Raw genomic sequence first — 26,717 nt, forward strand, 5'->3', positions numbered from 1 at the left:
CGGCGGCGCAGTCGAGTTCGATCGGCTGAATCGATGGAATTGGCGATGGAATTGGCTTGGCCATGGCGCTGCCTTGCTGATTCTGATGGACTATATCGCATCCCTTTCGTTTACCGTTCGCTAACTTGCCAAAGCGGCAGCGCCCACTGGCCGCGACCGGCGCCGGGCCTTAAGTTGGTCCGGCCCTTCGATCCCGAGCCTGATTCTCAAGATGGACCATTCCGCGCGCCCCAGCACCTCATCCGCATCGTCGACCCGCGTGGTCGACGTGCTGGTGCCGGTCGCGCTCAACCAGAACTATTCCTACCGCGTGCCGCGCGGCATGGAGCTGAAGCCGGGCGACGTGGTGGCCGTACCGCTGGGGCCGCGCGAGGTGGTCGCGGTGGTCTGGGCCGAAAACGCCAATCCCGATCCGCGCCTGCACAACCGCCTCAAGGACGTCTGCGAGAAGCTCGACGTGCCGCCGCTGAAAGAGGAGCTGCGCTCGCTCGTCGACTGGGTCGCCAGCTACACGCTGTCGGCGCGCGGCATGGTGCTGCGGATGTGCCTGCGGATGGGCGAACATCTCGGGCCCGAGCGGGTGCGGATGGGCGTGCGGCTGGTCGGGGCGGCGCCGAAGCGGCTGACGCCGGCCAGGCGGCGGCTGATCGACACTCTCTCCGACGGCCTGCTGCACGGTAAATCCGATGCCGCGAAGGAAGCCGGTGTCAGCGCCGGCGTGATCGACGGCCTCGTCGACGAAGGCACGCTCGCGACCGAACCGATGCCGCGCGCGCTGGCGCCGCCGGCGCCCGATCCCTCATTCGCCGAGCCTGAGTTTTCCCGCCAGCAGCGCGCCGCGGTCGATGCGATGCGCGCGCTGGCCGCGAACGGCAGTTTTCATGTCGCGCTGCTCGACGGCGTCACCGGCTCGGGCAAGACCGAGGTCTATTTCGAGGCGATTGCGGAAGTCATCCGCCGCGGCAAGCAGTCGCTGATCCTGATGCCGGAGATCGCGCTGACCGGCCAGTTCCTCGACCGCTTCGCGCAGCGCTTCGGGGTGCGGCCGCTGGAGTGGCATTCCGAACTGACCCCGCGCACGCGGCAACGCAATTGGGCGGCGATCGCGGCGGGCGAGGCGCCGGTCGTGGTGGGCGCGCGCTCGGCGCTGTTTCTGCCTTACGCCAGTCTCGGATTGATCGTGGTCGATGAAGAGCACGACCAGGCTTACAAGCAGGACGAGGGCGCGCATTATCATGCCCGCGACATGGCGGTGGTGCGCGCGCATATCGCCAGGATTCCGATCGTGCTGGCCTCGGCGACGCCGTCGGTCGAAACCGAGGTCAACGCGCGCAAGGGCCGCTACCAGCGCGTGGTGCTGCCGTCGCGGTTCGGCGGCCAGCACATGCCGCATATCGAGGCGATCGATCTGCGCCGCGAAGCGCCCGCGCGCGGCCGCTTCATCTCGCCGTTTCTGGCCGAGCAGATCAAGATTGCCATCGAACGGCGCGAGCAGGCGCTGTTGTTCCTCAATCGCCGCGGCTATGCGCCGCTGACATTGTGCCGGGCTTGCGGGCATCGCTTCGCCTGCACGATCTGCGATGCATGGCTGGTCGATCACCGCTTCCGCCAGCGTCTGGTCTGTCATCACTGCGGCTTCTCGATACCGCGCCCGCATGTCTGTCCGCATTGCCAGGCCGAGGAATCGCTGGTGGCGGTCGGCCCCGGCGTCGAACGCCTGCAGGAAGAAGCCGCGGCGCTGTTTCCGGATGCGCGCACCATGGTGCTGTCGAGCGACCTGATCACCTCGATCGAAACCATGCGCAGCGAACTCAACGAAATCGCCGAAGGCCGCGTCGACATCATCATCGGCACCCAGCTGGTGGCGAAGGGTCATAATTTTCCGCGGCTCAATCTGGTCGGCGTGATCGACGCCGATCTCGGCCTCGGCAATGGCGATCCGCGCGCCGCCGAGCGGACGTGGCAATTGCTCAATCAGGTGATCGGCCGCGCCGGGCGCGACCAGGGCCGCGGTGTCGGCTACCTGCAGACCCACCAGCCCGAGCACCCCGTGATGAAGGCCTTGGTGGCCTGCGACCGCGAGGCGTTTTATGCCAGCGAAATCGAGGCCCGCGAACGCGCCGGCTATCCGCCGTTCGGCCGTCTCGCGAGCCTGATCATCTCCGCGGGCGATCGCCCCACCGCGGAAGGCTTTGCGCGCAAGCTGGCGGCGATCGCGCCGATCGACGAGCGGATCCAGGTGCTCGGCCCGGCCGAAGCCCCGCTGGCGGTGATCAAGGGCCGCTACCGTTTCCGTCTGCTGGTGAAATCGCTGCGCAATGTCGACCTGTCGGAATATCTGCGCGAATGGCTCGCTGCGGCGCCGAAGACAAAGGGCAATCTCAAGCTCGAGGTCGACGTCGATCCGCAAAGCTTCTTGTGAGCGAGCCGCAATTCAGGTTCTGGCTGAGAGGTCGGCGAAACAAAAAAGCCTGCCGTCATTGGCGACGGCAGGCTCTGTTTCGGCAGGCAGGAAGTCCTGCCGCCGTACGCTACGCAACGCTTACCGAACTCGGAGGACGGAAGAGGCGTTCTGAACGCCGGACAGGTTAGATGACCTCGGCGGTGACCCGGCCGACGCCGGCGCTGGTCAGGCCGACCGCGCGGGCGGCGCCGGTCGAAAGGTCGAGCACGCGCCCCTTAATGAACGGGCCGCGGTCGTTGATGGTGACGACGACGCTGCGGCCGCCATGGGTCACCCGGAGCTTGGTGCCGAACGGCAGGGTGCGGTGGGCCGCGGTCATGGCGTTCTCATTGAAGCGCTGACCGGATGCGGTCTTGCTGCCGGACTCGTTGCCATAGAACGACGCGATCCCGGTGAAGCTGCGCCCGGAACCGGACGACGGAGCGATCGCGGCGTTGGCGTCGCGCCAGGAAGCCTTGGACGAAACGTCGGTGGTCTTGGCCGCGTGGTGGGAGTGGTGATGACGATGATGGTTCCTGGATTTTGCGGAAGCTTCGGTGACGCTGCCACCGACCAGGAGAGTTGCGGCGAGGAGTGCGATCGCCGTACGCGACTGGGTTACATTTCCCAGCGTCGGGTTCTTAGAAGTCAGCATATAGTATGTCCCTCGAGATAGTATTGCCACATATGTGACAAGTGGAACCCCCGTCCCAATTTGAGTGATTGCCGTTTGGTGGCTCAATAAGGCATAAGCTGGGCAGTAGTTCTGATTTGTATCCCGCTGAAATATCTTGTTACCGAGTTCCGATAATCAGTTAATGTTCCGTAATCTTGCAATTTACTATGACGTTAACCTATTCATTACATATTAATACTGAAGAGCGAAGTCATCGCCGGTAATGGCGAGCGTTCGGCAAGTAATGTGGGAAGAGCATCGCGCCGGCCACGCAGTTCCTGCCGGCAGGTCATGGCGGGCATGCGTTCGCAGCGCGGAGCGAGGTGCCCCTGGCGGTGGCCGCGACGGGGGAAATCCGGGCCGGCGCTGCCGGTCGATTGGTTCCGCGAATCCGCCGAAAATCCGCGGCGCGGAACGGAGCCAAAGAACCTGCGACAAGGCATCGCCACGCGACGCCGTCATGTTGCACCTGCGCTCTTGCTATGTTAGCAAAGCCGCGATTTTAACGGTCCCGGCATCACTTGTGCCGGTCGAAAATCGAAGTCCCGCTTGAATTCCAAGGGCTTGGATCGCTAGGCGCCGCATCGTGGCGATGGTTTTTCCCTTGCGAGTTTAACAGCTAAAAAGAGCGCGCCAGTGGCTGCTGAAGATCCGTCGGTTTCGGGAGTATCCGGTCGTTATGCAACGGCCTTGTTCGAGTTGGCGCGCGATGAAAAATCCATCGACGCGGTAAGGGCCGATCTCGATCGGTTCGAGGCCATGCTGGCCGACAGCGCCGATCTGAAGCGCCTGGTCCGCAGCCCGGTATTCTCGGCGGAGGCGCAGTCGAAGGCGCTCGCGGCCGTGCTCGAAAAGGCCGGTATTTCCGGCATTTCCGCCAAATTTCTCAAAGTCCTGACCGCCAACCGCCGGCTGTTCGCCGTTTCTGACGTGATCCGCGCGTTCCGCGCGCTGGTGGCCAAGTTCAAGGGCGAGGCCACCGCCGATGTGACGGTTGCCGAACAGCTCAGCGACAAGAATCTCGACGCCCTCAAGGCCGCCCTGAAATCGGTGACGGGCAAGGACGTCGCGCTCAACGTGAATGTCGATCCCTCGATCATCGGCGGCCTGGTAGTCAAGCTGGGCAGCCGCATGGTGGATAGTTCGCTTCGCACCAAACTCAATTCGATCAAGCACGCGATGAAAGAGGCAGGCTGATGGACATCCGCGCCGCGGAAATTTCCGCGATCCTGAAGGACCAGATCAAGAATTTCGGCCAGGAGGCTGAGGTTTCCGAAGTCGGACAGGTGTTGTCCGTCGGCGACGGCATTGCCCGCGTCTACGGCCTCGACAACGTCCAGGCCGGCGAAATGGTCGAATTCGAAAACGGCACCCGCGGCATGGCGCTGAACCTCGAAACCGACAACGTCGGTATCGTGATCTTCGGCGCCGACCGCGAGATCAAGGAAGGCCAGACCGTCAAGCGCACCCGCGCCATCGTCGACACCCCGGTCGGCAAGGGCCTGCTCGGCCGCGTGGTCGATGCGCTCGGCAATCCGATCGACGGCAAGGGCCCGATCCAGGCCGACAAGCGCATGCGCGTCGACGTCAAGGCGCCGGGCATCATTCCGCGCAAATCGGTCAACGAGCCGATGGCCACCGGCCTGAAGGCGATCGACGCGCTGATCCCGGTCGGCCGTGGCCAGCGCGAGCTGATCATCGGCGACCGCCAGACCGGCAAGACCGCGATCGCGCTCGACACCATTTTGAACCAGAAGCCGCTCAACTCGCAGCCCGACGAGAAGATCAAGCTGTATTGCGTCTATGTCGCGATCGGCCAGAAGCGCTCCACCGTCGCGCAGTTCGTCAAGGTGCTCGAAGAGCAGGGCGCGCTGGAATATTCGATCGTGGTCGCGGCCACCGCCTCCGATCCGGCGCCGATGCAGTACATCGCGCCGTTCACCGGCTGCACCATGGGCGAATACTTCCGCGACAACGGCATGCACGCCGTCATCATCTATGACGACTTGTCGAAGCAGGCCGTCGCCTATCGCCAGATGTCGCTGCTGCTGCGCCGCCCGCCGGGCCGCGAAGCCTATCCGGGCGACGTGTTCTATCTGCATTCCCGCCTGCTCGAGCGCGCGGCCAAGCTGAACGACGAGCAGGGCTCGGGCTCGCTGACGGCGCTGCCGGTCATCGAAACCCAGGCCAACGACGTGTCGGCCTACATCCCGACCAACGTCATTTCGATCACCGACGGCCAGATCTTCCTGGAAACCGACCTGTTCTTCCAGGGCATCCGCCCGGCGGTGAACGTCGGTCTGTCGGTGTCGCGCGTCGGATCGTCGGCGCAGACCAAGGCGATGAAGAAGGTCGCCGGCAAGATCAAGGGCGAGCTCGCGCAGTACCGCGAAATGGCGGCGTTCGCCCAGTTCGGCTCCGATCTCGACGCCTCGACGCAGCGCCTGCTCAACCGCGGTTCGCGCCTGACCGAACTCCTGAAGCAGCCGCAGTTCTCGCCGCTGAAGATGGAAGAGCAGGTCGTGGTGATCTATGCCGGTGTCAACGGCTACCTCGATCCGCTTCCGGTTTCCAAGGTGCGTAGCTTCGAGGACGGCCTGCTGTCGCTGCTGCGCGGCAAGAACGTCGATATCCTCAACACCATCCGCGACAGCCGCGACCTTAGCGACGATACCGCCGCCAAGCTCAAGGCGGTGGTCGAGGGTTACGCCAAGACCTTTGCTTGATTTGCCGTCGTGGCCCGGCGCACGCCGGGCCTGACGTAAGAGTGGCTTGCGGTCGGATCGAGGATCGGATCGCCGGGGTGAACTGAGAATGGCTTCACTGAAAGACATGCGGGTCCGCATCGCCTCCACCAAGGCGACGCAGAAGATCACCAAGGCCATGCAGATGGTCGCAGCCTCCAAGCTGCGCCGGGCGCAGACCGCCGCCGAGGCGGCGCGGCCCTATGCCGAAAAAATGGACGCGGTGATTTCCAATATCGCGAGCGCTTCCGCCGGTTCGCCCGGCGCTCCGGCGCTGCTGGCCGGAACCGGCAAGGACCAGGTGCACCTGTTTCTGGTCTGCACCGGCGAGCGCGGCCTTTCCGGCGCCTTCAATTCCTCGATCGTGCGGCTCGCCCGCGACCGTGCGCTGGCGCTGATGAACCAGGGCAAAGAGGTCAAATTCTTCTGCGTCGGCCGCAAGGGCTACGAGCAGCTGCGCCGCAACTTCGAGAAGCAGATCGTCGAAAACATCGAGCTGCGCTCGGTTCGCCAGCTCGGTTTCGTCAATGCCGAAGATATCGCCAACAAGGTGCTGGCGCGCTTCGATGCCGGCGAGTTCGACGTCTGCACGCTGTTCTATTCGCGCTTCAAATCCGTGATCGCGCAGGTCCCGACCGCGCAGCAGATCATCCCGCTTGTAGTGGAAGCCCCGGCCGCCAATGCCGGTCCGGCGACGGCTTACGAATACGAGCCGGAAGAGGACGAGATCCTGTCCGGCCTGCTGCCGCGCAATCTCGCGGTGCAGGTCTTCCGCGCGCTCCTGGAAAATAACGCCTCGTTCTACGGCGCGCAGATGAGCGCGATGGACAATGCCACCCGCAACGCCGGCGACATGATCCGCAAGCAGACCTTGATCTACAACCGCACCCGTCAGGCGATGATTACCAAGGAGCTGATCGAGATCATCTCCGGCGCCGAGGCGATCTGACCGCCGCGACGGTCGTCTGAGATTTAAGAATTCGAAGGAGAGAGTTTCATGGCCACACCCGCCAACCAGACCGGACGCATTACGCAAGTCATCGGCGCCGTCGTCGACGTGCAGTTCGAAGGCCATCTGCCGGCCATTCTGAACGCGATCGAAACCAAGAACGGCGGCAACCGCCTCGTGCTCGAGGTCGCCCAGCATCTCGGCGAATCCACGGTGCGCACCATCGCGATGGACACCACCGAGGGTCTGGTTCGCGGCCAGGAAGTCAGCGACACCGGCTTCCCGATCCGCGTTCCCGTCGGCGCCGGCACGCTCGGCCGCATCATGAACGTGATCGGCGAACCGGTCGATGAACAGGGCCCGGTCAAGGCCGAGGACATGCGCGCGATCCATCAGGAAGCGCCGCTATATACCGATCAGTCCACCGAGGCCGAAATTCTCGTCACCGGCATCAAGGTCGTCGATCTGCTGGCGCCTTACGCCAAGGGCGGCAAGATCGGCCTGTTCGGCGGCGCCGGCGTCGGCAAGACCGTGCTGATTCAGGAACTGATCAACAACGTGGCCCGGGCCCATGGCGGCTATTCGGTGTTCGCCGGCGTCGGCGAGCGCACCCGCGAAGGCAACGACCTCTATCACGAGTTCATCGAGTCCGGCGTCAACAAAAAGGGCGGCGGCGAAGGCTCCAAATGCGCGCTGGTGTACGGCCAGATGAACGAGCCGCCGGGCGCGCGCGCCCGCGTCGGCCTGACCGGCCTCACGGTCGCCGAACATTTCCGCGACCAGGGCCAGGACGTGCTGTTCTTCGTCGACAACATCTTCCGCTTCACCCAAGCCGGCTCCGAAGTGTCGGCGCTGCTCGGCCGTATCCCTTCGGCGGTGGGTTATCAGCCGACGCTCGCCACCGACATGGGCGCGCTGCAGGAGCGCATCACCACCACGCACAAGGGCTCGATTACCTCGGTGCAGGCGATCTACGTGCCGGCCGACGACTTGACCGACCCGGCGCCCGCGACCTCGTTCGCGCATTTGGACGCCACCACGGTGCTGAACCGCGCGATTTCGGAAAAGGGCATCTATCCGGCGGTGGATCCCCTCGACTCCACCTCGCGCATGCTCTCGCCGCTGATCGTCGGCGAGGAGCACTACCAGACCGCGCGTATGGTTCAGCAGGTGCTGCAACGCTACAAGTCGCTGCAGGACATCATCGCCATTCTCGGCATGGACGAACTGTCCGAAGAGGACAAGATCGCCGTGGCGCGCGCGCGCAAGATCGAACGCTTCCTGTCGCAGCCGTTCTTCGTCGCTGAAGTGTTCACGGGTTCGCCCGGCAAGTTCGTCGACCTCGCCGACACCATCAAGGGTTTCCGCGCCATCTGCGAAGGCAAGTACGATCATCTGCCCGAAGCGGCCTTCTACATGGTCGGCAACATCGAAGAGGCGGTCGAAAAGGGCAAGAAGCTCGCGGCCGAAGCAGCGTAAGAGGGCGAATAGCGAAATGGGGAGTGGCGAATAGTTGAGAGCCATTCCCCTTCCTTCACTACTCGCCATTCGCCATTCGCCATTCGCAGGACTACTCCATGGCCACCTTTCACTTCGATCTCGTCTCGCCTGAAAAACTCGCCTTCTCCGGCGAAGTCGAGCAGGTCGATGTTCCCGGCATCGAGGGCGATTTCGGCGTGCTCGCCGGCCATGCGCCGGTCGTGGCCGCGATCCGGCCGGGGATCCTGACGGTTACATCGGGCGGTACGAAGCAGAAGATCATCGTGCTCGGCGGTCTCGCAGAGGTGTCCGACAAGGGACTTACGGTGCTGGCCGACGTCGCCACTTCGCTCGAGGACCTCGATCACACCCGGTTCGCCGATACCATTGCCGAGATGGAAGCCAAGCTCGCCGAGAAAGATGGCTCGGAACTGGACCGCGAGATCGAGCGGCTCGATCACTTCAAGAGCATCCAGAACGAACTCAGCACGACGGCGATGCACTAGGCCGCCGGCTGCGCCTCGCGCTTCGAAGAATCCAGCAAATACAGAGCTCCGGCAGGAGTGACGGCGGCCGCAACCCGGTTGCGCCCCGCGACTTATGGCGGCATTCTGCTGCCACAGATCGTCGTCCGGGGCCCGCTTCATGAAACGCAAGATCGCGGCGATTTTTGCGGCTGACATTGCCGGCTACTCCAGACTCGTTGCCGAAGACGAAGAGGAAACGCTGCGGCGTCTCGCCTCCTACCGGCAGGTCACCGACGATTTCATTGCCCGATATGGCGGCCGCATCTTCAACACCGCGGGCGACGCGGTGCTGGCCGAATTTCCGAGCGCGGTCGAGGCGGTACGCTGCGCGATCGACATCCAGGAAAGCCTGCGCACCCGCAACATGGCTTATCCGCCCAGCCGCCAGATGAGCTTTCGTATCGGCATCACCATTGGCGACGTGGTCGAGCGCGACGGCGATCTGCTCGGCGACGGCGTCAATATCGCAGCCCGCCTCGAGGGGCTCGCGGAGGTCGGCGGCATCTGCGTTTCGCGCGCGGTTCACGAACAGGTCGCCAACAAGCTGTCGGTGCAGTTCGCCGATATCGGCGCGCAAGAGGTGAAGAACATCCCGACCCCGGTGCACGCCTATATGGTGGCGATGCGGCGCGAGGACGGCACCTATGCGACGCCGCAGGTCAAGAAGCCTGCCAAGCCGCAAGGCGCGGCGCAGCCGAACTGGATGTGGCCGGTGGCGGCGACGCTGGTGTCCCTCACGGCGATCGGCGTCGGCGGTTGGCTGTACTTCGCCAAGATCGAAATGCTGAGCGATTCGAAGGTGGCATCTTCGGTGAGCACGCTCGCGCCGGCGGCCGCATCGCCCGCGCCGGTCCAGGTCGCGACCGCGGCGGCGCCTCCGCCGTCCTCACCGCCGCCGATTCCGCCGACCGAAAAGTTCGTGGCCGAGACGGTGCCGATCGTCAGCGACAGGTCCCGCATCACGCTGGCGCGGGAATATGCGCCGGCCGGCGATTTCAAGGCCATGGCCATGACCAATGGCGGCATTAACGCTTTCGTCGTCAATCAGCCGAGCGAGGAAGGCGCGAAAAGCGGCGCGCTGGAGCAATGCCAGAAGCGGGCCGAAAATCTGCAGCAGCCACGTAAATGCGAGCTCTACGCCGTCGGGAACGCGGTGGTCTATCGGCATGGCCATCCGCCGGTGCCTCCCACACCCTGGATCAGGCGCGATCCGTTGACCGAAAAGCCGTTCGTCGCCCGGGAGGTTCCGTTGCTGCGCGAGGCCGGCAAGGGACGGATCGAGACCGGTTATCCGCCGGCCAAGAATGCCAAGGCGCTGGCGATCGGGCCGGGCGGACAGTTCCATTACCTCAGCGGTCAGGAATCCGCCGACGAGGCGGCGCGCCGCACCCTCGAGGGATGCGCCGCGGTGTCCGGCGTGCCCTGTATGGTCGTGGCGCTGGACGACGCTTTCGTGGTTCCGGTGCCGACCACGCTCAAGGCCATCGGATTTTTCCAGGTCGCGACCAATTCATCGATTGCGTCGGAGGCGAAGGCGGATGTTGCGCAGCGCCTCTCCAACGCGCCGTCTGGCTGGAACGCGGTTGCGGTCGGTACCAGCGGCCGGCCGGGATTGGCGCTGCAGGCATCGAACGAGCAGGATGCCGTGAATGAGGCGCTCGGCAATTGCGTCAAGCGCGATACCGATTGCCACGTGATCGCGATCGGTCCATTTGCGGTCGGGCCGAACTAGGTAGGAAACGGCTGCGCGAATTTCGCAAATTCCCGCGCCACCGTCCGGTACACCTCGCGCCTGAACGGCACCACGAGATCGGCGACCCGATCGAGCCGCTCCCAGCGCCACTGATCGAATTCCGCCGGCTGGCCGTTGCGCGGCGTCAGCGGATCGATCTCGTCGTCACTTCCGGCAAAGCGCAGCGCGAACCATTTCTGGCGCTGGCCGCGGAATTTCGCCAGCCGTTGTGTTGACGGTCCGGGGAACGGCGGAAATTCGTAATTCAGCCAATCGGTTTCACCGAGATAGCTCGCGCCCTTGACGCCGGTCTCTTCCCATAATTCGCGCATCACCGCGTCGCGGGGGTTTTCATCGGCGTCGATGCCGCCCTGCGGCATCTGCCACTCCAGGCCCGGAAGAATGATTTCCGGTCCGTCGTCCCGGAAACGCCGGCCGATCAGAACCTGACCGGCAGCGTTGAACAGGGCGATCCCCACATTGGGGCGGTAGGGCTTGCTATCTGCCATCGGCCAAAGCGTTTTCAGGCGAAGGGGGTACCGGTTCGCGTAAAGAAAACGCGTCAATTTCAAATAACACTAGCTGCCTGCGAGTTTCGAAAATTCCTTCACCACGCGCTCATAGACCGGCCGCTTGAACGGCACGATCAGGTTGGGAAGATTCTTCATCGGCTCCCAGCGCCAGCTCACGAACTCCGCCTTATGGCCGCCGCCGGGGCTGGCGACGTTGATCTCATTGTCCTGCCCCGTGAACCGGACCGCGTACCATTTCTGCCGCTGGCCGCGGTAGCGGCCCTTCCAGGTGCGCCCCGCCACCGTGCGCGGAATGTCGTAGATCAGCCAGTCGGCGACCTCGCCGAGCTTCTCCACCGAGCGGACGCTGGTCTCCTCATAGAGCTCGCGCTTCGCCGCCGCCCAGGTATCCTCGCCGGGATCGACGCCGCCCTGAGGCATCTGCCAGACGTGGGTCTCGTCGACATGCTCGATGCCGCCGGCGCGGCGACCGATGAAGACCAGCCCCGCTGCGTTGATCAGCATCATGCCGACGCATGTCCGATAGGGCAGGTCTTCGTAACGCGCCATTACGTCTAAGCCTCTCGTCGTCAAAGCCTCGAGCTGTCACACACGGCCGGGTCCGGCGGAGACGGCCCCGTCCGCTTTTCTCAGCCCGATTTTGATTTCAGCATCGCGGTTGTCAATGGCACAAGCATGATGCCACGGCTCTCGAGCGCCCTGATCCAGACGCCGATCCGCTCGATCGAAATCGGCAGCGCCGAGGCGACCCCGACCGCGGTTCCGCGTTCCTTCGCAAGGCTCTCGAGTTTGGCCAGGGTACGGTCGATCTCCACGGCGGTCGGCACCGCGTCGATGGTGAAATCGGCCTTGGCGAACGGCATCGCCTGGCCGGCCGCCAGGGTGGGGGCGGTGCTGCGCGGCGAACCATCGTCAAAATAGCCGAGCCCGCGCCTGGCGGCCTCGCGGATGATGGGCTGCATCACGGCGTCGGTGGCCACGAAGCGGGCGCCCATGAAATTGGCGATGCCGGCATAGCCCTGAAACCGGCTCATATGCCAGTACATCCGGTCGATGTTCTGTTCGGGCGCCAGCGTCGTCAACAGGGTTTGCGGGCCGGGGTCGTTGTCGGGATAGTCGAACGGCTCCATCGGCACCTGCAGCAGGATTTCATGGCGCTGCGCGCGCGCGCGTTCGGCCAGTTTGGAGGGATCGGAGCCGTATGGCGTAAACGCCAGCGTCACCGCGGGCGGCAGCTTCATGATGGCGTCGGTGGTCTTGGCTGCGCCGACGCCGAGGCCCGCGACGACGATCGCGACCACGGGCATTTTGGCCGCCTTGGCGCGGTCGGCTTCGGCAGCGTAGGCCGTGAAGGGCTTCAGTCCGTCCGCGACCACCGGGATCATGCCGTAGCGCGATTTTTCCAGCAGCCGCTGATCGACGGCGGCCATCATGGCGGCGGGCGCGGCGCTCGCCTCGGCCTTGTCGACAGCGTCGCCGGCCCCGATCACGACGTCCTGGCGCTTGCCGCTGGAGCCGTCGATGATGGTGACGGTCTTGTGTTCGCCCGGCGCCGCCTGCTGGGGCGCGGACTTGGCGCTGCCCGCATGATCGCCCGGGGCCGCCGTGACGGCTTTTTCGCCCGGCGAAGCGGTCTGCCGGATCGCGATGCGCGCAACCGGCTCGCCGCCCAGCGGATTGTCGCCGAAAATCGCGAAGCCGGCAAAGGCGAGCAGAAACAGGCCAAGCAGAACCGCTAGCACCTGAATACCGGTAAACGGCAGCCGAAAACGGCGCTTCCGGCGCACCGTATCCTGTCCGAGCGGCGCGCTCAGATCGTCGGCCGTATCTGCCATGGGCCTCCCCGAATCAACCGATCTGACGATACCACGGCGGGGCAAGGCCGCGGCAGATGCGCCGCTGCGAGAGCCCCTGATTCGGGCCCGGCCCAGGGAGCCCTCCCAGCAAAAAGGGCGGCCCGAAGGCCGCCCTGTTCGCATCAGCCCGTCAGGGGCCTAAATCAGTTCGCCACCTTGTTGGCGGGCTTGTCGATCGCGGCCTTGTCGCCGGTCGGCGCGGACGCATTGACCTTGACGCCGTGCAGCAGGTCGGCGGCCATCTTCAGCGCCTTGTCGTTCTTGGCGTCCGGCGGCACATAGGATTGCGAGCCGGTCTTCTCGTCGCCCTCGGACTTCAGATGTCCGCGCAGCGAGGCTTCGCCCTTGGTGTCGGTCCGCGCCTTCAACTCGTCGGGCACGTCCTGCACCACCTCGATATCGGGAACGATGCCCTTGGCCTGGATCGATTTGCCCGACGGCGTGAAGTAGCGCGCGGTGGTCAGACGCAGCGCGCCGTTGCCGCTTCCGAGCGGAATGATGGTCTGCACAGAGCCCTTGCCGAACGAGCGGGTGCCGACCAGCGTCGCGCGCTTGTGATCCTGCAGCGCGCCGGCGACGATTTCGGAGGCCGAAGCCGAGCCGCCATTGATCAGCACGATCACCTGCTTGCCCTTGGTCAGGTCGCCCGCATGCGCGGCGCGGCGCTGGGTTTCCTCGGCGTTGCGGCCGCGGGTCGAGACGATCTCGCCGCGCTCCAGGAAGGCGTCGGAAACCGTCACCGCTTCCTCCAGCAATCCGCCGGGATTGTTTCTGAGGTCGATGATGAAGCCTTTCAGCTTGTCGCCGAGCTGCGTGGTCAGGTTGGCGATTTCCCGCTTCAATCCTTCGGTGGTCTGCTCGTTGAAGGTGGTGATGCGGATATAGGCGATGTCGTCGCTTTCGACGCGCGCCCGCACCGAGCGGACGCGGATGTTGTCGCGGACCAGCGTGACCTCGATCGGATTGTCCTGGCCCTTGCGAACGATCTTCAGCCGGATCTTGGTGTTGACGGGGCCGCGCATCTTCTCGACGGCCTGGTTGAGGGTGAGGCCCTGCACGGCTTCGTCGTCGAGATTGGTGATGATGTCGTTGGCCATGATGCCGGCCTTGGACGCAGGCGTGTCGTCGATCGGCGAGACCACCTTGATCAGCCCGTCTTCCATCGTGACTTCGATGCCGAGGCCGCCGAATTCGCCGCGGGTCTGTACCTGCATGTCGCGGAAGCTCTTGGCGTCCATGTAGCTCGAATGCGGATCGAGGCCGGTCAGCATGCCGCTGATGGCGGATTCGACCAGCTTGCTGTCGTCGGGCTTCTCGACATAGTCGCTGCGGACCCGCTCGAACACGTCGCCGAACAGATTGAGCTGGCGATAGGTGTCCGAGGTCGCGGCGCGCGCGCTCGATCCCATCAGCACCGCGCGGGGCTGGGTCACGAAGAGCGTCAGTGCCGCGCCGGTAGCGGCGCTAAGGAGAATTACAGAAGTCTTGCGCATCATCCGCGAACCTTTTCGCCTTCACTTGCGGCCCACCATGGGCCTGGATCGATTGGAGTGCCGTCCTTACGGAACTCGACATAGAGCACGGGCTGACTCGCATTGGTCGCGAGGATGGATGCAACCTGGGATCTCGTTCCCATGGTCGCGACCGGCTCCCCCGTAAGTACAAACTGGCCGATGTTAACCGAAATGCGCTCCATCCCGGCGATCAATACATGATACCCGCCCCCGGCATTGAGGATCAAGAGTTGTCCGTAGCTGCGGAACGGGCCGGCATAGACAACCCAGCCGTCACACGGTGTTGTGACCTGGGCCCCGGCCCGGGTTGCCAAAGAAATGCCTTTTTCTACGCCACCGGCACCGTCGGAACCGCCAAATTCCCTGATCTTGGTGCCGTTAACCGGCAATGCGAATAGGCCCTTGGCGGAGGCAAAGGCGACGGCCGGGCTGAGCCGGGCCGGATCCTTCAGGGCGCCCAGATTGGGCTTGCCGGCCGGCGCGCCCTGCAGGCTGGCGGTTGCAGCCGCCTTCGCGGCGCTCTTCAAGTCCTGCTCCATTTTGCCGATCAGGCCCTGCAGGCTGTCGACCTGCCTGGACAGTGCGATGGCGCGTGCGCCTTCCGCTTCCATGTCCTTCTCGATCGCGCTCTGCTTGCGCTGCCGCTCGTCGACCAGCGCGGCGAGCCTCGTCTGGTCATTCTTCAGTTTGTCGCGGTCGATCGCGAGCCGGTCGCGCTCGGCGGCGATGGTCTTGCGCAGCGTCACCAGCTCGGTGAGATCGCCGGCCAGTTTCTCCGCGCGCCCGCGCAATTCGGGCACCACCGATCCGAGCAGCATGGCGGTACGCAGCGATTGCAGCGCATCTTCAGGTCTTACCAGCAGGGCCGGCGGCGTGCGCCGTCCCGCGCGTTGCAGCGCTGCCAGCACCTCCACGATCTCGGAACGGCGCGAATCCAGCGAGCCGCGAATCTGCTGCTCGCGGCTATCGAGCGGGCGCAGCCGGGCTTCGGCGTCGTCGATCCGGGTCTCGACGCCGCGCACCTGGGCGGCGATGTCGATCAGTTGCGCATTGAGCTTGCTGCGATCCTGCCCGATCGCGGCGATATCGGCCTTGAGCCGGGCCTGCAGTTCCGCCGCACTCTTCTGCTGCGCGCGGGTGGCTTCGAGTTCCTGCTCGCGCTGCTTGATGGCGTCAGGTGAAACCGCCGTCGCCTGCGGCGGCGCCGCCGCGACCTGGGCGGCTGCGGGCAAGGAATGGATGCCGGCAAGGCCTGCGGACAATAGCGCGATCGAAAGCGGAATGCGGACCGAACACAGCAGGCCGCGGCGGGCGGTGTCTGGGTACGAATGAATGGTCCGTGGCGGCCGCATCGATCCCGATCTGTGCTCTCTAGAGTTTCCGCCGCTGCCGTTCAGGCGCGGTGATAGGGGTGACCGGCCAGGATGGTCGCGGCCCGATAAACCTGTTCCAGAAGCATCACGCGAACTAGTTGGTGCGGCCAGGTCGCAGCGCCGAACGCAAGCCTCAACTTTGCCTTGCGCCGCAAATCGGGCGAAAGTCCGTCCGCGCCGCCGATCATGAAAATTGTGTTGGCGACCTGATCGTCCCGCCAGCGGCCAAGCTGCCGCGCAAATGTCGCGCTGTCGATATTGTCGCCGCGCTCGTCGAGCGCCACTAGCGCCGAGTTGTCTGGAATCGCAGCGGAAATCGCCGCGGCCTCCTCCGAGATCCGGGTTGCGGCGTCGCGCGCTCGGCTTTCCGGAATTTCATGAACCTCGAGTCCGCGAAAGCCGAGTTTGCGGCCGATGTCGTCGAACCGTTCACGGTAGCGCTCGGCGAGTTCCCGCTCCGGGCCCTGCTTCAGCCGGCCGATCGAGATGACGAGAAGGCGCATGGGTGTTCTTCCGGCAATCTGGAAACCTGCTTGCCGCAGAAGGCGTCAAAGCGACCAATCGCGCGCGCTCCAACGCGCGCCGCACGCCAGCATGCGCCAAAGCCGACGTCACATCGGCTCAACAGCCCGGATCGCCTATGCCGCCGTCGGGCCCTGCGTCCACAATCGTTCCAGATTGTAGAATTCGCGCACCTCGGGTCTGAACACGTGCACGATCACATCGCCGGAATCGATCAGCACCCAGTCGCAATTGGGCAAGCCCTCGACGTGGAGATTCTTGATTCCGTTTTCCTTGAGGCCTTTGGCCACATTCTCCGCGATCGCGCCGACGTGCCGGTTGGCCCGGCCGCTGGTGACGATCATGTAGTCGGAAAATGCAGATTTGCCGCGAAGGTCGATGGTGACCGTTTCTTCCGCCTTCATGTCGTCGAGGCGGGAGAGGATCATATTCAGGGTCTTGTCGGCGTCGGGTTGCGCCTTCAAGGCCGCAGCTTGGGTCGATGTTTTACGCGCGGTTTTGGCAGTGGTCTTGGAAACCTTGGGTAAAACAGACTTGGACAATACAGATGTGGCCAGGGACCATTCCTTTCACTGTATCGCGAACGCCGAATCTCGGCGTCCACGGGCTATTCTAGGCATGTGGGGTTAATGGTTTCAATATTCCAGTGAACCCCGGCGTTTACTTCCATCCCGACTGTCACTTCTTTGCCTTCCAGCTGCCGTCCGGGTTCCGCAGGCCGGTCGATGACAGGCTCAGTTTCATGCCGGTCAGAAACACCCAGGCCGGCGCGCGGTGGTCCGCGAGCCTGGCGGCCTGGTTCTCGGGCAGGCGATAGCGCGCCAGCGCCTGTGCCGCCGGCGCCGCCAGCGCGCGAAAACTCTGCGGCGGCCGGTCGATCACCGCGATCGGCACCTCGGATGCGATGCGCCGCCAGTTTTGCCAGCGGTGGAATTGCGCAAGGTTATCGGCGCCCATGATCCAGACGAAGCGCAGGCCGGAAGCGCGGCGGCGCAGATAGCTGATGGTGTCGACAGTGTATCGGGTTCCGATGACGGATTCGAGACAGCTGATGTCGATGCGCGGATCATCCGCCATTCTGCGTGCCGCCTCGGCGCGTGCATCGAGATCGTGCAGGGCCCCGTGCTCCTTGAGCGGATTGCCGGGCGTCACCAGCCACCAGACGCGGTCGAGCTTCAACCGCTTGATCGCGAACAGGCTGATGGCGCGGTGCGCGAGGTGGGGCGGATTGAACGAGCCGCCGAGCAGGCCGATGCGCATGCCGTTGGTATAGAGCGGAATAGACTGAGCAACCGAAAGCGCGGCGACTGAAGCTGGCTTCAACGGGACCACCGCGATGTTGTTATCACGGCCGCGTCTGTCCGGTGCCGTGGACGCGATACTTGAAGCTGGTCAGTTGCTCGGCGCCGACCGGGCCGCGGGCGTGGAATTTCCCGGTGGCGATGCCGATTTCCGCGCCGAAGCCGAATTCGCCGCCGTCGGCGAACTGGGTGGACGCGTTATGCAGCACGATCGCCGAATCGACCTCGTTGAGGAATTTGCGGGCGGTGTCTTCGTCCTCGGTCACGATCGCATCGGTGTGGTGCGAACCGTGGTTGTGGATATGCGCGATCGCCTCGTCGACGCCGTCGACGACTTTCGCCGACATGATCGCGTCTTCGTATTCGGTGTCCCAGTCTTCGTCGGAAGCCGGCTTCACTCTGGCGTCGGTGCGCTGCACGGCGTCGTCGCCGCGCACCTCGCAGCCGGCGTCGATCAGCATCGTCACCAGCGGCTTCAGCGCGGTGGACGCGCCGGCGCGATCGACCAGCAGGGTTTCGGCCGCGCCGCAGACGCCGGGGCGCCGCATCTTGGCGTTCAGCACGATCGACTTCGCCATTTCGAGATTGGCGGCGGAATCGACGTAGACGTGGTTGACGCCTTCCAGATGCGCGAACACCGGCACCCGCGCTTCGGCTTCGACCCGCGCCACCAGGCTCTTGCCGCCGCGCGGCACGATCACGTCGATGCCGCCGTTCAATCCGGTCAGCAGCAGGCCCACGGCGGCGCGGTCGCGCGTCGGCACCAGCGTGATGGCGGCTTCGGGCAGGCCGGCTTCGCGCAAGCCCTGCACCAGGCAATCGTGGATCGCGCGGCAGGAGCGGAAGCTGTCGGAGCCGCCGCGCAGGATCACCGCGTTGCCGGATTTCAGGCACAGCACGCCGGCGTCGGCGGCGACGTTGGGGCGGCTTTCGAAGATCACGGCGATGACGCCGAGCGGAACGCGGACGCGTTCAATGATCATGCCGTTCGGGCGCTGCCAGCTCTCGGTGACGGCGCCGATCGGATCGGCGATGGCGCGCACGGTGGCGACGCCGTCGGCCATCGCGTCGATGCGCGCCGGCGTCAGTGTCAGGCGGTCGATGAAGGCCGAGGTGGCGCCGGTGCTGCGGACTTCCGCGACATCCTCGGCATTGGCCGCGAGGATGGCGGCCGCATTGGCGCGGATCGCGCGTTCGATCGCTTCCAGCGCCCGATTTTTCTGCTCCGGCGAGGCCAGCGCCAGCACCCGCGCGGCCGCGCGCGCCCGGCCGGCCAGCTCGATCATCAGGACCGGCAGATCGGCAGTTCCGTCGATAGCCTTCAGTGGCGCGCTCATGGCCGTTCCGTGGTCAGTTAAGGTCATGTCTTAGCACGGAAATCCACGTTCTGCGAAGGGTGGAGAGGGCATGGCTGGCGTACGCCGCGCCCGGGCGGCTAGGCCATTGGCCTACTTGGCGGAAATGGCGCCGCTCGGGCCGACCACGAGATCGTCGCGATGGATCATCTCCGCCCGGCCGCTGATGCCGAGGATCACCATCACATCCGGCGAGGAGCGGCCCTTGATCTTGTCGGCGTCCTCGGCGTCGTAGGCGACGAGGCCGCGGCCGATCTCATGGGTATCGGGGCCGCGCACGACGACGGCGTCGCCGCGCGCGAACTGCCCGTCGACCCGGATCACACCCGCCGGCAACAGGCTTTTCCCCGCCCGCAGTGCCGCAACTGCGCCGGCGTCGATGGTCAGCGTGCCCTTCGGCTCCAGCGAACCCGCGATCCAGCGCTTGCGCGCGGTAACGGGATTGGCGGGGCTCAGGAACCAGGTGCAGCGCCCGCCCTCGGCGATCGCCTGCAGCGGATGCTCGATCTTGCCGGAGGCGATCAGCATATGCGTGCCGGCGGTGGTGGCGATCTTGGCCGCCTCGATCTTGGTGTACATGCCGCCACGCGACAGTTCGGATTCCGCCGCACCCGCCATCGCCTCGATCTCCGAGGTGACGGATTCCACGATCGGAATCAGCCTGGCGTTCGGATTGGCGCCGGGCGGTGCATCGTAGAGGCCGTCGATATCCGACAGCAGGATCAGAAGGTCCGCGCTCGCCATGGTGGCGACGCGGGCGGCGAGCCGGTCATTGTCGCCGTAGCGGATTTCATTGGTCGCGACCGTGTCGTTCTCGTTGATCACGGGCACCGCGCGCCATTCCAGCAATTTGGCGATGGTCGAGCGCGCATTGAGATAGCGGCGGCGTTCCTCGGTGTCCTGCAGCGTCACCAGAATCTGCCCGGCGCCGATGCCGTGATCGCCCAGCACCTCCGACCAGATCCGCGCCAGCGCGATCTGTCCCACCGCGGCGGCGGCCTGGCTCTCCTCGAGCTTCAGCGCGCCGCGCGGCAGTTTCAAGCGGCTGCGCCCGAGCGCGATCGAGCCCGACGAGACCACCAGCACGTCGCGGCCCTCGCTGTGCAATTTGGCGATATCGGCGGCCAGTGCTGAAAGCCACGCCGCCCGCACTTCGCCGGCGTCGGAATCGATCAGCAGCGACGAGCCGACCTTGACGACGATGCGGCGGAAATTCTTGAGCTTGGGGCGGGCCATGGATGCGGTCGGGTGAAGCGGGCGATTGGCAAGCAATACGCGCCACCTCCATGATTTGGAAGTGGCGCGGGGAGTGGAAGTTTACGGAAGCTCAGCCCACGACATAGGCGTTGAGCTTGTTGCCTTCGGGGTCGCGGAAATAGGCCGCATAGAACCCTTCGCCGCGCGGTCCGGGAGGGCCCTCATCGGTGCCACCGAGCGACAGCGCGAGCTGGTAGATGCGATCGACCTGGGCCTTGTCCTTGGCGGCCAGGGCAGCCATCACGCCGTTGCCGACCGTCATGGGCTTGCCGTCGTATGGCTTGGTCAACGCCAGGCCCGCGCCACGCCCCGGCTTGCCCCAGGCAATAAACGTCTCCGAGTCGATAAAGCGTCCAATGCCCATCTCGGCAGCGATCCTGTCGTAGAAGACCGCGGCCTTCTTGAGGTCCTTGGTGCCCAATGTGACGTATCCGATCATCGATCGTTCTCCCGGCGAGAGTTCTGGAATGGCGGATTTTTGCAGCCGGAGGGAATCGGCGCAAGTCAAACACGCGCAAGCGTTGAAAGTCAGCCCTGCGGCGTCGCCGGGCTCCAGGGCTCGGCCTTCGCCGGTCCCTTGGCTTTCACCGACACCGGGGCCTCGCCGATCACCTCGACCAGCGCCCGAAGCGCTTCCTTGACGCCGTCACCGGTAAAGCCCGAGATCAAGAGCGGCGTCTTCTTCGCGGCGCGCTTCAGCCGGTCCCTCTGTTTCTTCAGCTCGTCCGGCGTCACCGCATCGATCTTGTTGAGCGCGACGATCTCGATCTTGTCGGCGAGATGTCCTTCGTAGGCCTCGAGCTCGTTCCGTACGGTCTTGTAGGCCTTGCCGGCATGTTCGCAGGTTGCATCCACCAGATGCAGCAAGACACGGCAGCGCTCGACATGGCCGAGAAAGCGATCGCCTAAACCTGCGCCCTCATGTGCGCCCTCGATCAGGCCGGGAATATCCGCCAGCACGAATTCGCGGCCGTCGACGTTCACGACGCCGAGCTGCGGATGCAGCGTGGTGAAGGGATAGTCGGCGATCTTCGGCTTGGCCGCGCTGACCGCGGCGAGGAAGGTCGACTTGCCGGCATTGGGCAGGCCGACCAGGCCGGCGTCGGCAATCAGTTTCAGCCGCAGCCAGATCCAGCGCTCTTCGCCCGGCTGGCCGGGATTGGCGTTGCGCGGGGCGCGGTTGGTCGACGATTTGAAATGCGCGTTACCGAACCCGCCATTGCCGCCCTCGGCGATGACGAATTTTTCGCCGAGCGTGGTGAAGTCGTGCAGCAGCGTCTCGCGATCCTCGTCGAACACCTGCGTGCCGACCGGCACCTTGAGCACGATCGGCTTGCCGTTGGCGCCGTGGCGGTCCTTGCCCATGCCGTTGGTGCCCTTCTGGGCCTTGAAGTGCTGCTGATAGCGGTAGTCGATCAGCGTGTTCAGCCCGTCGACCGCCTCGATGACGACGTCGCCGCCGCGGCCGCCATTGCCGCCGCTGGGTCCGCCGAACTCGATATACTTCTCGCGGCGGAACGCCACGCAGCCGTTGCCGCCGTCGCCGGAGCGGATATAGACCTTGGCTTCGTCGAGGAATTTCATGTTGTATAGGTAAGCCAGAGGGGCCGATGCGGCAACCTCTGGGCGGTCCAAATATCGCAAAAAGCCAATATTTTCGGGCTTTCCCGGATGCCCGGCGCGGCGGTTAACTATCTCGCCGTGTGGAGCGCGCTTACTTGCGCATCGGTCGCGATTTACGGCCGGGCCGGCCGTCTCCGGATCAGGAACTTCTGCAATCCCTCCAGCACCAGCTCGCGGCGCTGATTGAACACGGTGCTGCGCAGCGTCACCACGCCGGTGGTCCGGCCGGGCACCAGCTCCGTTACTTCCAGCGCCGGATAGATGGTGTCGTCGGCGTAGACCGGTTTGAGAAACCGGCTCGACTGTTCGAGAAAGCCGACCAGCGACTCCTCCACGAGATAGGGAAACAGCCCGGCGCCGGGCGCGGTGTGGACCAGCGTCTGGAAACCATGCGCCAGCAGGTTCGGCATGCCGCGGGCGCGGCAATATTCGACATCGTAATGAACAGGGTGGGCGTCGCCGCTGGCGGTCTGGAACGCCGCGAACACCGCCGAGGTCTGGGTCCGGCTGGGAATCACGAAGCGCTCGCCGAGCACGAAATCCTCGAACCAGCGTTGCTGCGGCACCATGCGGTGCCCGGCGGGATCGAACTCTGTCATAGGCGGTTTCCTGCAGTTTTCTTGTATGGCCGCTAATGGCATACGGTTATCGCAGGGCCGATCCTGCGACAATTGGTTCAATTCGTCATGCCCGGGCTTGTCCCGGGCATCCACGTCCTTACAACAGCACGGCAAGAAGGCGTGGATGGCCGGGCATAGGCGAGCGGAAGCGACGCCGTCCTTCAGACGGCTATGCCCGGCCATGACGAAGACGAGGAAACGCTCCGGCCACCAATGAGTCTGCTTTCGAAAATCTCGACTGGCCTGGACGAGCGCCCTGCGCGGCTTGCCGGCATCGGGCTGATGCTGCTGGCGATCTTCATGTTCTCGTTCGGCGATGCGCTGGGCAAGTTCATGGTCGCGACCTATTCGGTCGGGCAATTGCTGTGGCTGCGCGCCTGCGCGGCGCTGGCGGTGCTGGCGCCATTGATCTGGCGGCAACGCGCCGCGTTCACGCAGCTGGAGCGGCCGTGGCTGCAATTGCTGCGGGTCACGCTTTCCACCCTCGAAGTGGCGGCGTTCTTTCTCGCCACCGTCTATCTGCCGCTCGCCGACGTCATCACCTATTACCTGGCGGCGCCGATCTTCGTCACCGCGCTGTCGCCGCTGGTGCTGCGCGAGCATGTCGGCTGGCGGCGCTGGAGCGCGGTGCTGGTCGGGTTCTGCGGCGTGCTGATCGCGCTGCGGCCGTCGGCGCAGACGATAAGCTGGCCCGCGATGATCGCGCTCGGCGGCAGCCTGTCGTTTTCGGTGCTGATGCTGATCACCCGCTCGCTGCGGGCGACGCCCGATATCGTGCTGGCGTCGTCGCAATTTGCCGGCACCTTTGCGCTGGGCGCGCTACTGTCGCCGTTCGGCTGGGTGACGCCCAGCCTCGGCAGCCTCGGCCTGTTCGCAGCGGCCGGTTTCATTTCGGTGGGCGCGCTGTTGTGCGTCAATCGCTCGCTCAAGCTCGCGCCGGCCAGCGTGGTGGTGCCGTATCAATATTCGATGATCGTCTGGGCCGTGATGTTCGGCTATTTCGTGTTCGGCGACGTGCCGGAGCCTGCCACCATCGCCGGCGCGGCCATCATCATCGGCGCAGGGTTCTATATTTTCCTGCGCGAGCAGCGGCTCGGGCGCAAGGAAGCGGTGGTCAGCCCGCCTGTGTGAAGGGAAGGCTTAATTTGGCAAATCCTCCAATCGAAGGTCAACATAAGAAAAAACAACCGATAGTTGCGCAAATACCGCGTTCGATTTAGTCTTGCGGATTGCGTTTCTTAGGAGGGATATTATGACGCGTCATCTTATCTGCCTCATTGATGGCACATGGGTCTCGGCCGACACGTCGGTTCTCAATCAAACCTACTCGAACATATATAAGCTCGGAATGCTCCTTTCGAATTATTCGAAGCTGGGAGCGGTTCTCGAAGACAACATAATTTTTTACTCGCGAGGATTGGGGGCGCAGGGCAAGAAAATCTTGCGATATACGGCAGGTGGCTTTGCGGCGGGCCTCGACGAAGAAATTGCTGATGTATACGTCAATCTGGCATCGAACTACCAGGCGGGCGACAAGATCTATCTATTTGGCTTCTCGCGAGGCGCGGTGATTGCGAGGGCAGTTGCCGGCATTATCGGGACGGTTGGTCTTCTCAAGGATCGTTACATCAATTGTTACAAGGATGTTTGGGAGACTTATCGCAGCGGCGATGTGCCGACCGACGAACTCGCCGAGAAATGCTACAATGATGCTGGGGGTATCGAATTTCTTGGTGTATTCGATACCGTGTATGGAGGCAACGACAGCAAGGAGAAGCGCCTTCGCCGGTTGGGGTTCCACAACGATCGATTGCCTGGAAACATTCAACATGCGGTACACATCGTCTCGCTCGACGATCGCCGCACGTTCTTTCGGCCGATACTTTGGACTACGGGCTCAGGGAAGAATGGCGAGCAAATTTGGGTGCCAGGAGTTCATAGCAATATAGGCGGAACATATCTTCATGAGTTTCTGGGTGACGTCAGTCTGCTGGCTATGGTTGATCGCATAAGGAGCAAGACACGCTTGGCGTTTTACGAAGAAAAATTGAAAGCGCTTCACTCAGATGTAATCGAAAGTCTTGATGAGATGAAGGTAGTCATCTCGGATGAGATGGAATCTTGGCTGTGGAAGATAGCTCGGCGGGCCTCCCGTGTCTGCGACGGCCGCCATTTGAATCAATTCCTCCATCCCGTGGTCGATGTGATGCAGCAGCAACCCGTCCATTACAAAGGGCGGCGATTGGAGAAGTATCGTCTTCATCCGAGTTTCGAACAGATCACCCGATACTCCGATTTTCAATTTTACCCCGTTCCGCAATCTTGACATGTTCAACACGCCTAAGAGCCCATTTCCTCTCCCATGCGGGAGAGGAAATGGAGGATTCTTGCGATCCGTTGTTTCTATACCTCCCGCCGTGTCGACGAGGCCCAATTTTTCAGCGACGACCAGACGCTGCGCGAGAGCCTGAAGCGATCGACCGGGGTCGACGAGCCCAGCGCCTCGAAGCGGTGCAGCTCGACGCCGCTCCACTGGAAGCCGCATTTCTCCAGAATGTTGCGCGATGATGGGTTGGCGACCCGCGCGCCGGAGACCAGGTGCTCGACCTCGAATTCCTCGAAGGTGAAATCGATCACCGCCCGCGCCGCCTCGGTGCCAAAACCCTGGCCCCAATGCTCGACGCCGAGCCAGTAGCCGAGTTCCGGCGTCTTCGGCTCACGCCAGTCGACGCCGACGATGCCGACCGGCACGAAATTGTTTTCGATCAGGAACACGGTCTCGCGAGGATCGTTCGCGGTCGCGCGCACGAACTCGATCGCATGATCCTGCAGGTAGGGATGCGGCAGGCGGCGGGTCATCTCCGCAATGCGGCGGTCATTGGCCAGACGCGCGATCGCTTTTACGTCCGCGAGCGTCGGCCTGCGCAGCATCAGCCGTTCGGTCTCGAGGACGCAACTACTCGCATCGCGCCATGTCGGAGTCGGGATATCCTGCAGCATGTCGGGCTCCTGGTTGCGAACGCAATACGCAATTCTTGAATTACGGCGCGTGTTCCGGTCGCAAAACCGGTGGCCGCTCTTGCGGAACACGCGCAATAAAAAAGGGAGGCCGGTTTCCCGCCTCCCCTTAGGAGCCTTTCAGGAACTCCACCGGTTCATCAGGACCCGGCGGACTCGATTTGCCCACCGTTTACTCGGCCGCGGCTTCCGTCATCGGAACAACCGATACGAAAGTGCGGCCGTTGGCTTTTGCGCGGAACTCGACATGGCCTTCGACCTTGGCGAACAGAGTATGATCGGTGCCCATGCCGACATTAAGGCCGGGATGCCAGGTGGTGCCGCGCTGACGCGCGATGATGTTGCCGGGGATCACGTGCTCGCCGCCATACGCCTTGATTCCGAGGCGCTTGCCTGCCGAATCACGTCCGTTCCGCGATGAACCGCCTGCTTTTTTGTGAGCCATGGCCCGTCTCCAACTTCGCTTTAATCTCTAGATCAATTCCTTGACGGAATCATTTCACTTTTTGTCACGCTTCAAAATTTATCACTTCTTCGCGGCGGGCTTCTTCGCCGGGGCCTTCTTGGCAGCGGGCTTGGCCGCGGCCTTTTTGGCGGGCGCCTTTTTCGTGGCGGCCTTCGGCGCCTCGTCGTCGCCATCGGCGGGGGCGGCCACAACCGGCTTCTCGCGCTTCGGACGCGGGCCGATGGTCGGCTTGTTGTCGTTGGTCAGGATCTCGGTGATGCGCAGCACCGTGATCTCGTCGCGATAGCCGCGCTTGCGGCGCGAATTCTTGCGGCGGCGCTTCTTGAACGCGATGACCTTGGGGCCGCGCTTGTGCTGCAGCACTTCGGCCGCAACGGAAGCACCGGCCACCGTCGGCGTGCCGAGCACCGGCGATTCACCGCCGACCAGCAGAACTTCACCAAGCTGCACGATCGTTCCGACATCGCCGGCGATCTTGCCAATCTCGAGCACATCATCCGGAACGACGCGGTATTGCCGGCCGCCGGTTTTGATGACTGCGAACATCGTTTTATTCCTTCGTGTTCGATCCCGGCCTCGGACGGATCCGGGCCGGCTTTTTCTTCAGTCGTTATGGGTTCAATTTTCGCGCGGGCCGGGGAGCGATCCCCTGAATTTCACGCAAAAACAAACAGCGCGAGAAGATCCCGCGCCGGATTGGGCGGACTTATAGCCCGTGGAGGCCCTGAG

26 protein-coding genes are annotated in these 26,717 nt (G+C 64.0%); 9 read left to right on the top strand and 17 right to left on the bottom strand.

Annotated elements, in window-relative coordinates:
* Positions 1-211 precede the first annotated feature (211 nt).
* On the top strand, positions 212-2,422 hold the full coding sequence (locus tag KMZ68_RS01935) for a primosomal protein N' (protein WP_215614243.1): 2,211 nt from the start codon (positions 212-214) through the stop codon (positions 2,420-2,422).
* A gap of 166 nt (positions 2,423-2,588) precedes the next feature.
* Here the strand turns inward: KMZ68_RS01935 and KMZ68_RS01940 are convergent, their stop codons facing one another.
* Complete coding sequence (locus KMZ68_RS01940; protein ID WP_215614244.1) at positions 2,589-3,098, bottom strand: septal ring lytic transglycosylase RlpA family protein; 510 nt, start codon at positions 3,096-3,098, stop codon at positions 2,589-2,591.
* A gap of 657 nt (positions 3,099-3,755) precedes the next feature.
* On the opposite strand from KMZ68_RS01940, the gene KMZ68_RS01945 reads away from it, so the two are divergent.
* The 6 genes from KMZ68_RS01945 to KMZ68_RS01970 all read left to right on the top strand — a co-directional run bounded on the left by KMZ68_RS01945 (position 3,756) and on the right by KMZ68_RS01970 (position 10,550).
* Positions 3,756-4,316 (top strand): F0F1 ATP synthase subunit delta, encoded by a 561-nt coding sequence (locus tag KMZ68_RS01945; RefSeq protein WP_215614245.1) that lies wholly within the window; start codon positions 3,756-3,758, stop codon positions 4,314-4,316.
* Entirely contained in the window at positions 4,316-5,845 is a 1,530-nt protein-coding gene (gene atpA / locus KMZ68_RS01950; protein WP_215614246.1) for a F0F1 ATP synthase subunit alpha, read from the top strand. Before KMZ68_RS01945 ends, atpA begins: the two co-directional genes overlap by 1 nt.
* 88 nt (positions 5,846-5,933) lie before the next feature.
* Positions 5,934-6,812 (top strand): F0F1 ATP synthase subunit gamma, encoded by an 879-nt coding sequence (locus KMZ68_RS01955; RefSeq protein WP_215614247.1) that lies wholly within the window; start codon positions 5,934-5,936, stop codon positions 6,810-6,812.
* A gap of 48 nt (positions 6,813-6,860) precedes the next feature.
* Positions 6,861-8,291 carry a F0F1 ATP synthase subunit beta gene (gene atpD, locus KMZ68_RS01960; protein WP_215614248.1) on the top strand — a complete coding sequence of 477 codons (1,431 nt, stop codon included), beginning with the start codon at positions 6,861-6,863 and terminating at the stop codon, positions 8,289-8,291.
* Positions 8,292-8,389: 98 nt separating this feature from the next.
* Positions 8,390-8,797: a F0F1 ATP synthase subunit epsilon gene (locus KMZ68_RS01965; RefSeq protein ID WP_215614249.1), complete on the top strand. Its 408-nt coding sequence runs from the start codon at positions 8,390-8,392 to the stop codon at positions 8,795-8,797.
* 139 nt (positions 8,798-8,936) lie between these two features.
* Positions 8,937-10,550, top strand: coding sequence for an adenylate/guanylate cyclase domain-containing protein (locus KMZ68_RS01970; RefSeq protein WP_215614250.1), 1,614 nt, complete (start codon positions 8,937-8,939; stop codon positions 10,548-10,550).
* On the opposite strand, the gene KMZ68_RS01975 is transcribed toward KMZ68_RS01970, so the two are convergent.
* The 13 genes from KMZ68_RS01975 to KMZ68_RS02035 all read right to left on the bottom strand — a co-directional run bounded on the left by KMZ68_RS01975 (position 10,547) and on the right by KMZ68_RS02035 (position 22,483).
* Positions 10,547-11,059 carry an RNA pyrophosphohydrolase gene (locus tag KMZ68_RS01975; RefSeq protein ID WP_215614251.1) on the bottom strand — a complete coding sequence of 171 codons (513 nt, stop codon included), beginning with the start codon at positions 11,057-11,059 and terminating at the stop codon, positions 10,547-10,549. The genes KMZ68_RS01970 and KMZ68_RS01975 overlap by 4 nt on opposite strands.
* Positions 11,060-11,128: 69 nt before the next feature.
* Positions 11,129-11,632 carry an RNA pyrophosphohydrolase gene (locus KMZ68_RS01980; RefSeq protein ID WP_215604498.1) on the bottom strand — a complete coding sequence of 168 codons (504 nt, stop codon included), beginning with the start codon at positions 11,630-11,632 and terminating at the stop codon, positions 11,129-11,131.
* A gap of 80 nt (positions 11,633-11,712) precedes the next feature.
* Positions 11,713-12,918 carry a divergent polysaccharide deacetylase family protein gene (locus KMZ68_RS01985; RefSeq protein WP_215614252.1) on the bottom strand — a complete coding sequence of 402 codons (1,206 nt, stop codon included), beginning with the start codon at positions 12,916-12,918 and terminating at the stop codon, positions 11,713-11,715.
* A 164-nt stretch (positions 12,919-13,082) separates the two neighbouring features.
* The gene (locus KMZ68_RS01990) at positions 13,083-14,435 is read right to left on the bottom strand and encodes a S41 family peptidase (RefSeq protein ID WP_215614253.1); all 1,353 of its coding nucleotides are present in this window, start codon (positions 14,433-14,435) and stop codon (positions 13,083-13,085) included.
* A complete protein-coding gene (locus tag KMZ68_RS01995; protein WP_215614254.1) occupies positions 14,432-15,805 on the bottom strand; it encodes a murein hydrolase activator EnvC family protein in 1,374 nt (457 codons plus the stop codon). Before KMZ68_RS01995 ends, KMZ68_RS01990 begins: the two co-directional genes overlap by 4 nt.
* A gap of 41 nt (positions 15,806-15,846) precedes the next feature.
* On the bottom strand, positions 15,847-16,329 hold the full coding sequence (gene rlmH, locus KMZ68_RS02000; protein ID WP_215614255.1) for a 23S rRNA (pseudouridine(1915)-N(3))-methyltransferase RlmH: 483 nt from the start codon (positions 16,327-16,329) through the stop codon (positions 15,847-15,849).
* A gap of 135 nt (positions 16,330-16,464) precedes the next feature.
* A complete protein-coding gene (gene rsfS / locus KMZ68_RS02005; RefSeq protein ID WP_215604503.1) occupies positions 16,465-16,812 on the bottom strand; it encodes a ribosome silencing factor in 348 nt (115 codons plus the stop codon).
* Between the two features lie 214 nt (positions 16,813-17,026).
* A complete protein-coding gene (locus KMZ68_RS02010; protein ID WP_215616149.1) occupies positions 17,027-17,608 on the bottom strand; it encodes a nicotinate-nucleotide adenylyltransferase in 582 nt (193 codons plus the stop codon).
* 85 nt (positions 17,609-17,693) lie between these two features.
* Positions 17,694-18,986 (bottom strand): glutamate-5-semialdehyde dehydrogenase, encoded by a 1,293-nt coding sequence (locus tag KMZ68_RS02015; RefSeq protein WP_215614256.1) that lies wholly within the window; start codon positions 18,984-18,986, stop codon positions 17,694-17,696.
* 111 nt (positions 18,987-19,097) lie between these two features.
* On the bottom strand, positions 19,098-20,240 hold the full coding sequence (gene proB / locus KMZ68_RS02020) for a glutamate 5-kinase (protein WP_215614257.1): 1,143 nt from the start codon (positions 20,238-20,240) through the stop codon (positions 19,098-19,100).
* A gap of 91 nt (positions 20,241-20,331) precedes the next feature.
* The gene (locus tag KMZ68_RS02025; RefSeq protein WP_215604506.1) at positions 20,332-20,700 is read right to left on the bottom strand and encodes a VOC family protein; all 369 of its coding nucleotides are present in this window, start codon (positions 20,698-20,700) and stop codon (positions 20,332-20,334) included.
* A gap of 89 nt (positions 20,701-20,789) precedes the next feature.
* Entirely contained in the window at positions 20,790-21,845 is a 1,056-nt protein-coding gene (obgE, locus tag KMZ68_RS02030; protein ID WP_215614258.1) for a GTPase ObgE, read from the bottom strand.
* A gap of 152 nt (positions 21,846-21,997) precedes the next feature.
* On the bottom strand, positions 21,998-22,483 hold the full coding sequence (locus KMZ68_RS02035) for a MaoC family dehydratase (RefSeq protein WP_215614259.1): 486 nt from the start codon (positions 22,481-22,483) through the stop codon (positions 21,998-22,000).
* Between the two features lie 234 nt (positions 22,484-22,717).
* Between KMZ68_RS02035 and KMZ68_RS02040 the strand changes: the two genes are divergently transcribed.
* Entirely contained in the window at positions 22,718-23,635 is a 918-nt protein-coding gene (locus tag KMZ68_RS02040; RefSeq protein WP_215614260.1) for a DMT family transporter, read from the top strand.
* Positions 23,636-23,756: 121 nt separating this feature from the next.
* Entirely contained in the window at positions 23,757-24,830 is a 1,074-nt protein-coding gene (locus KMZ68_RS02045; RefSeq protein WP_215614261.1) for a phospholipase effector Tle1 domain-containing protein, read from the top strand.
* A gap of 77 nt (positions 24,831-24,907) precedes the next feature.
* Here the strand turns inward: KMZ68_RS02045 and KMZ68_RS02050 are convergent, their stop codons facing one another.
* From KMZ68_RS02050 to rplU, 3 genes are all read right to left on the bottom strand, one after another.
* Positions 24,908-25,504, bottom strand: a complete 597-nt coding sequence (locus tag KMZ68_RS02050) for a GNAT family N-acetyltransferase (protein WP_215614262.1) — start codon at positions 25,502-25,504, stop codon at positions 24,908-24,910.
* A gap of 190 nt (positions 25,505-25,694) precedes the next feature.
* Entirely contained in the window at positions 25,695-25,967 is a 273-nt protein-coding gene (gene rpmA, locus KMZ68_RS02055) for a 50S ribosomal protein L27 (protein ID WP_079566029.1), read from the bottom strand.
* Between the two features lie 81 nt (positions 25,968-26,048).
* Positions 26,049-26,534, bottom strand: coding sequence for a 50S ribosomal protein L21 (gene rplU / locus KMZ68_RS02060; RefSeq protein WP_215614263.1), 486 nt, complete (start codon positions 26,532-26,534; stop codon positions 26,049-26,051).
* Positions 26,535-26,717: the final 183 nt, after the last annotated feature.

Origin of the sequence: Bradyrhizobium sediminis, from assembly GCF_018736105.1 — a bacterium.
Lineage (GTDB): Bacteria > Pseudomonadota > Alphaproteobacteria > Rhizobiales > Xanthobacteraceae > Bradyrhizobium.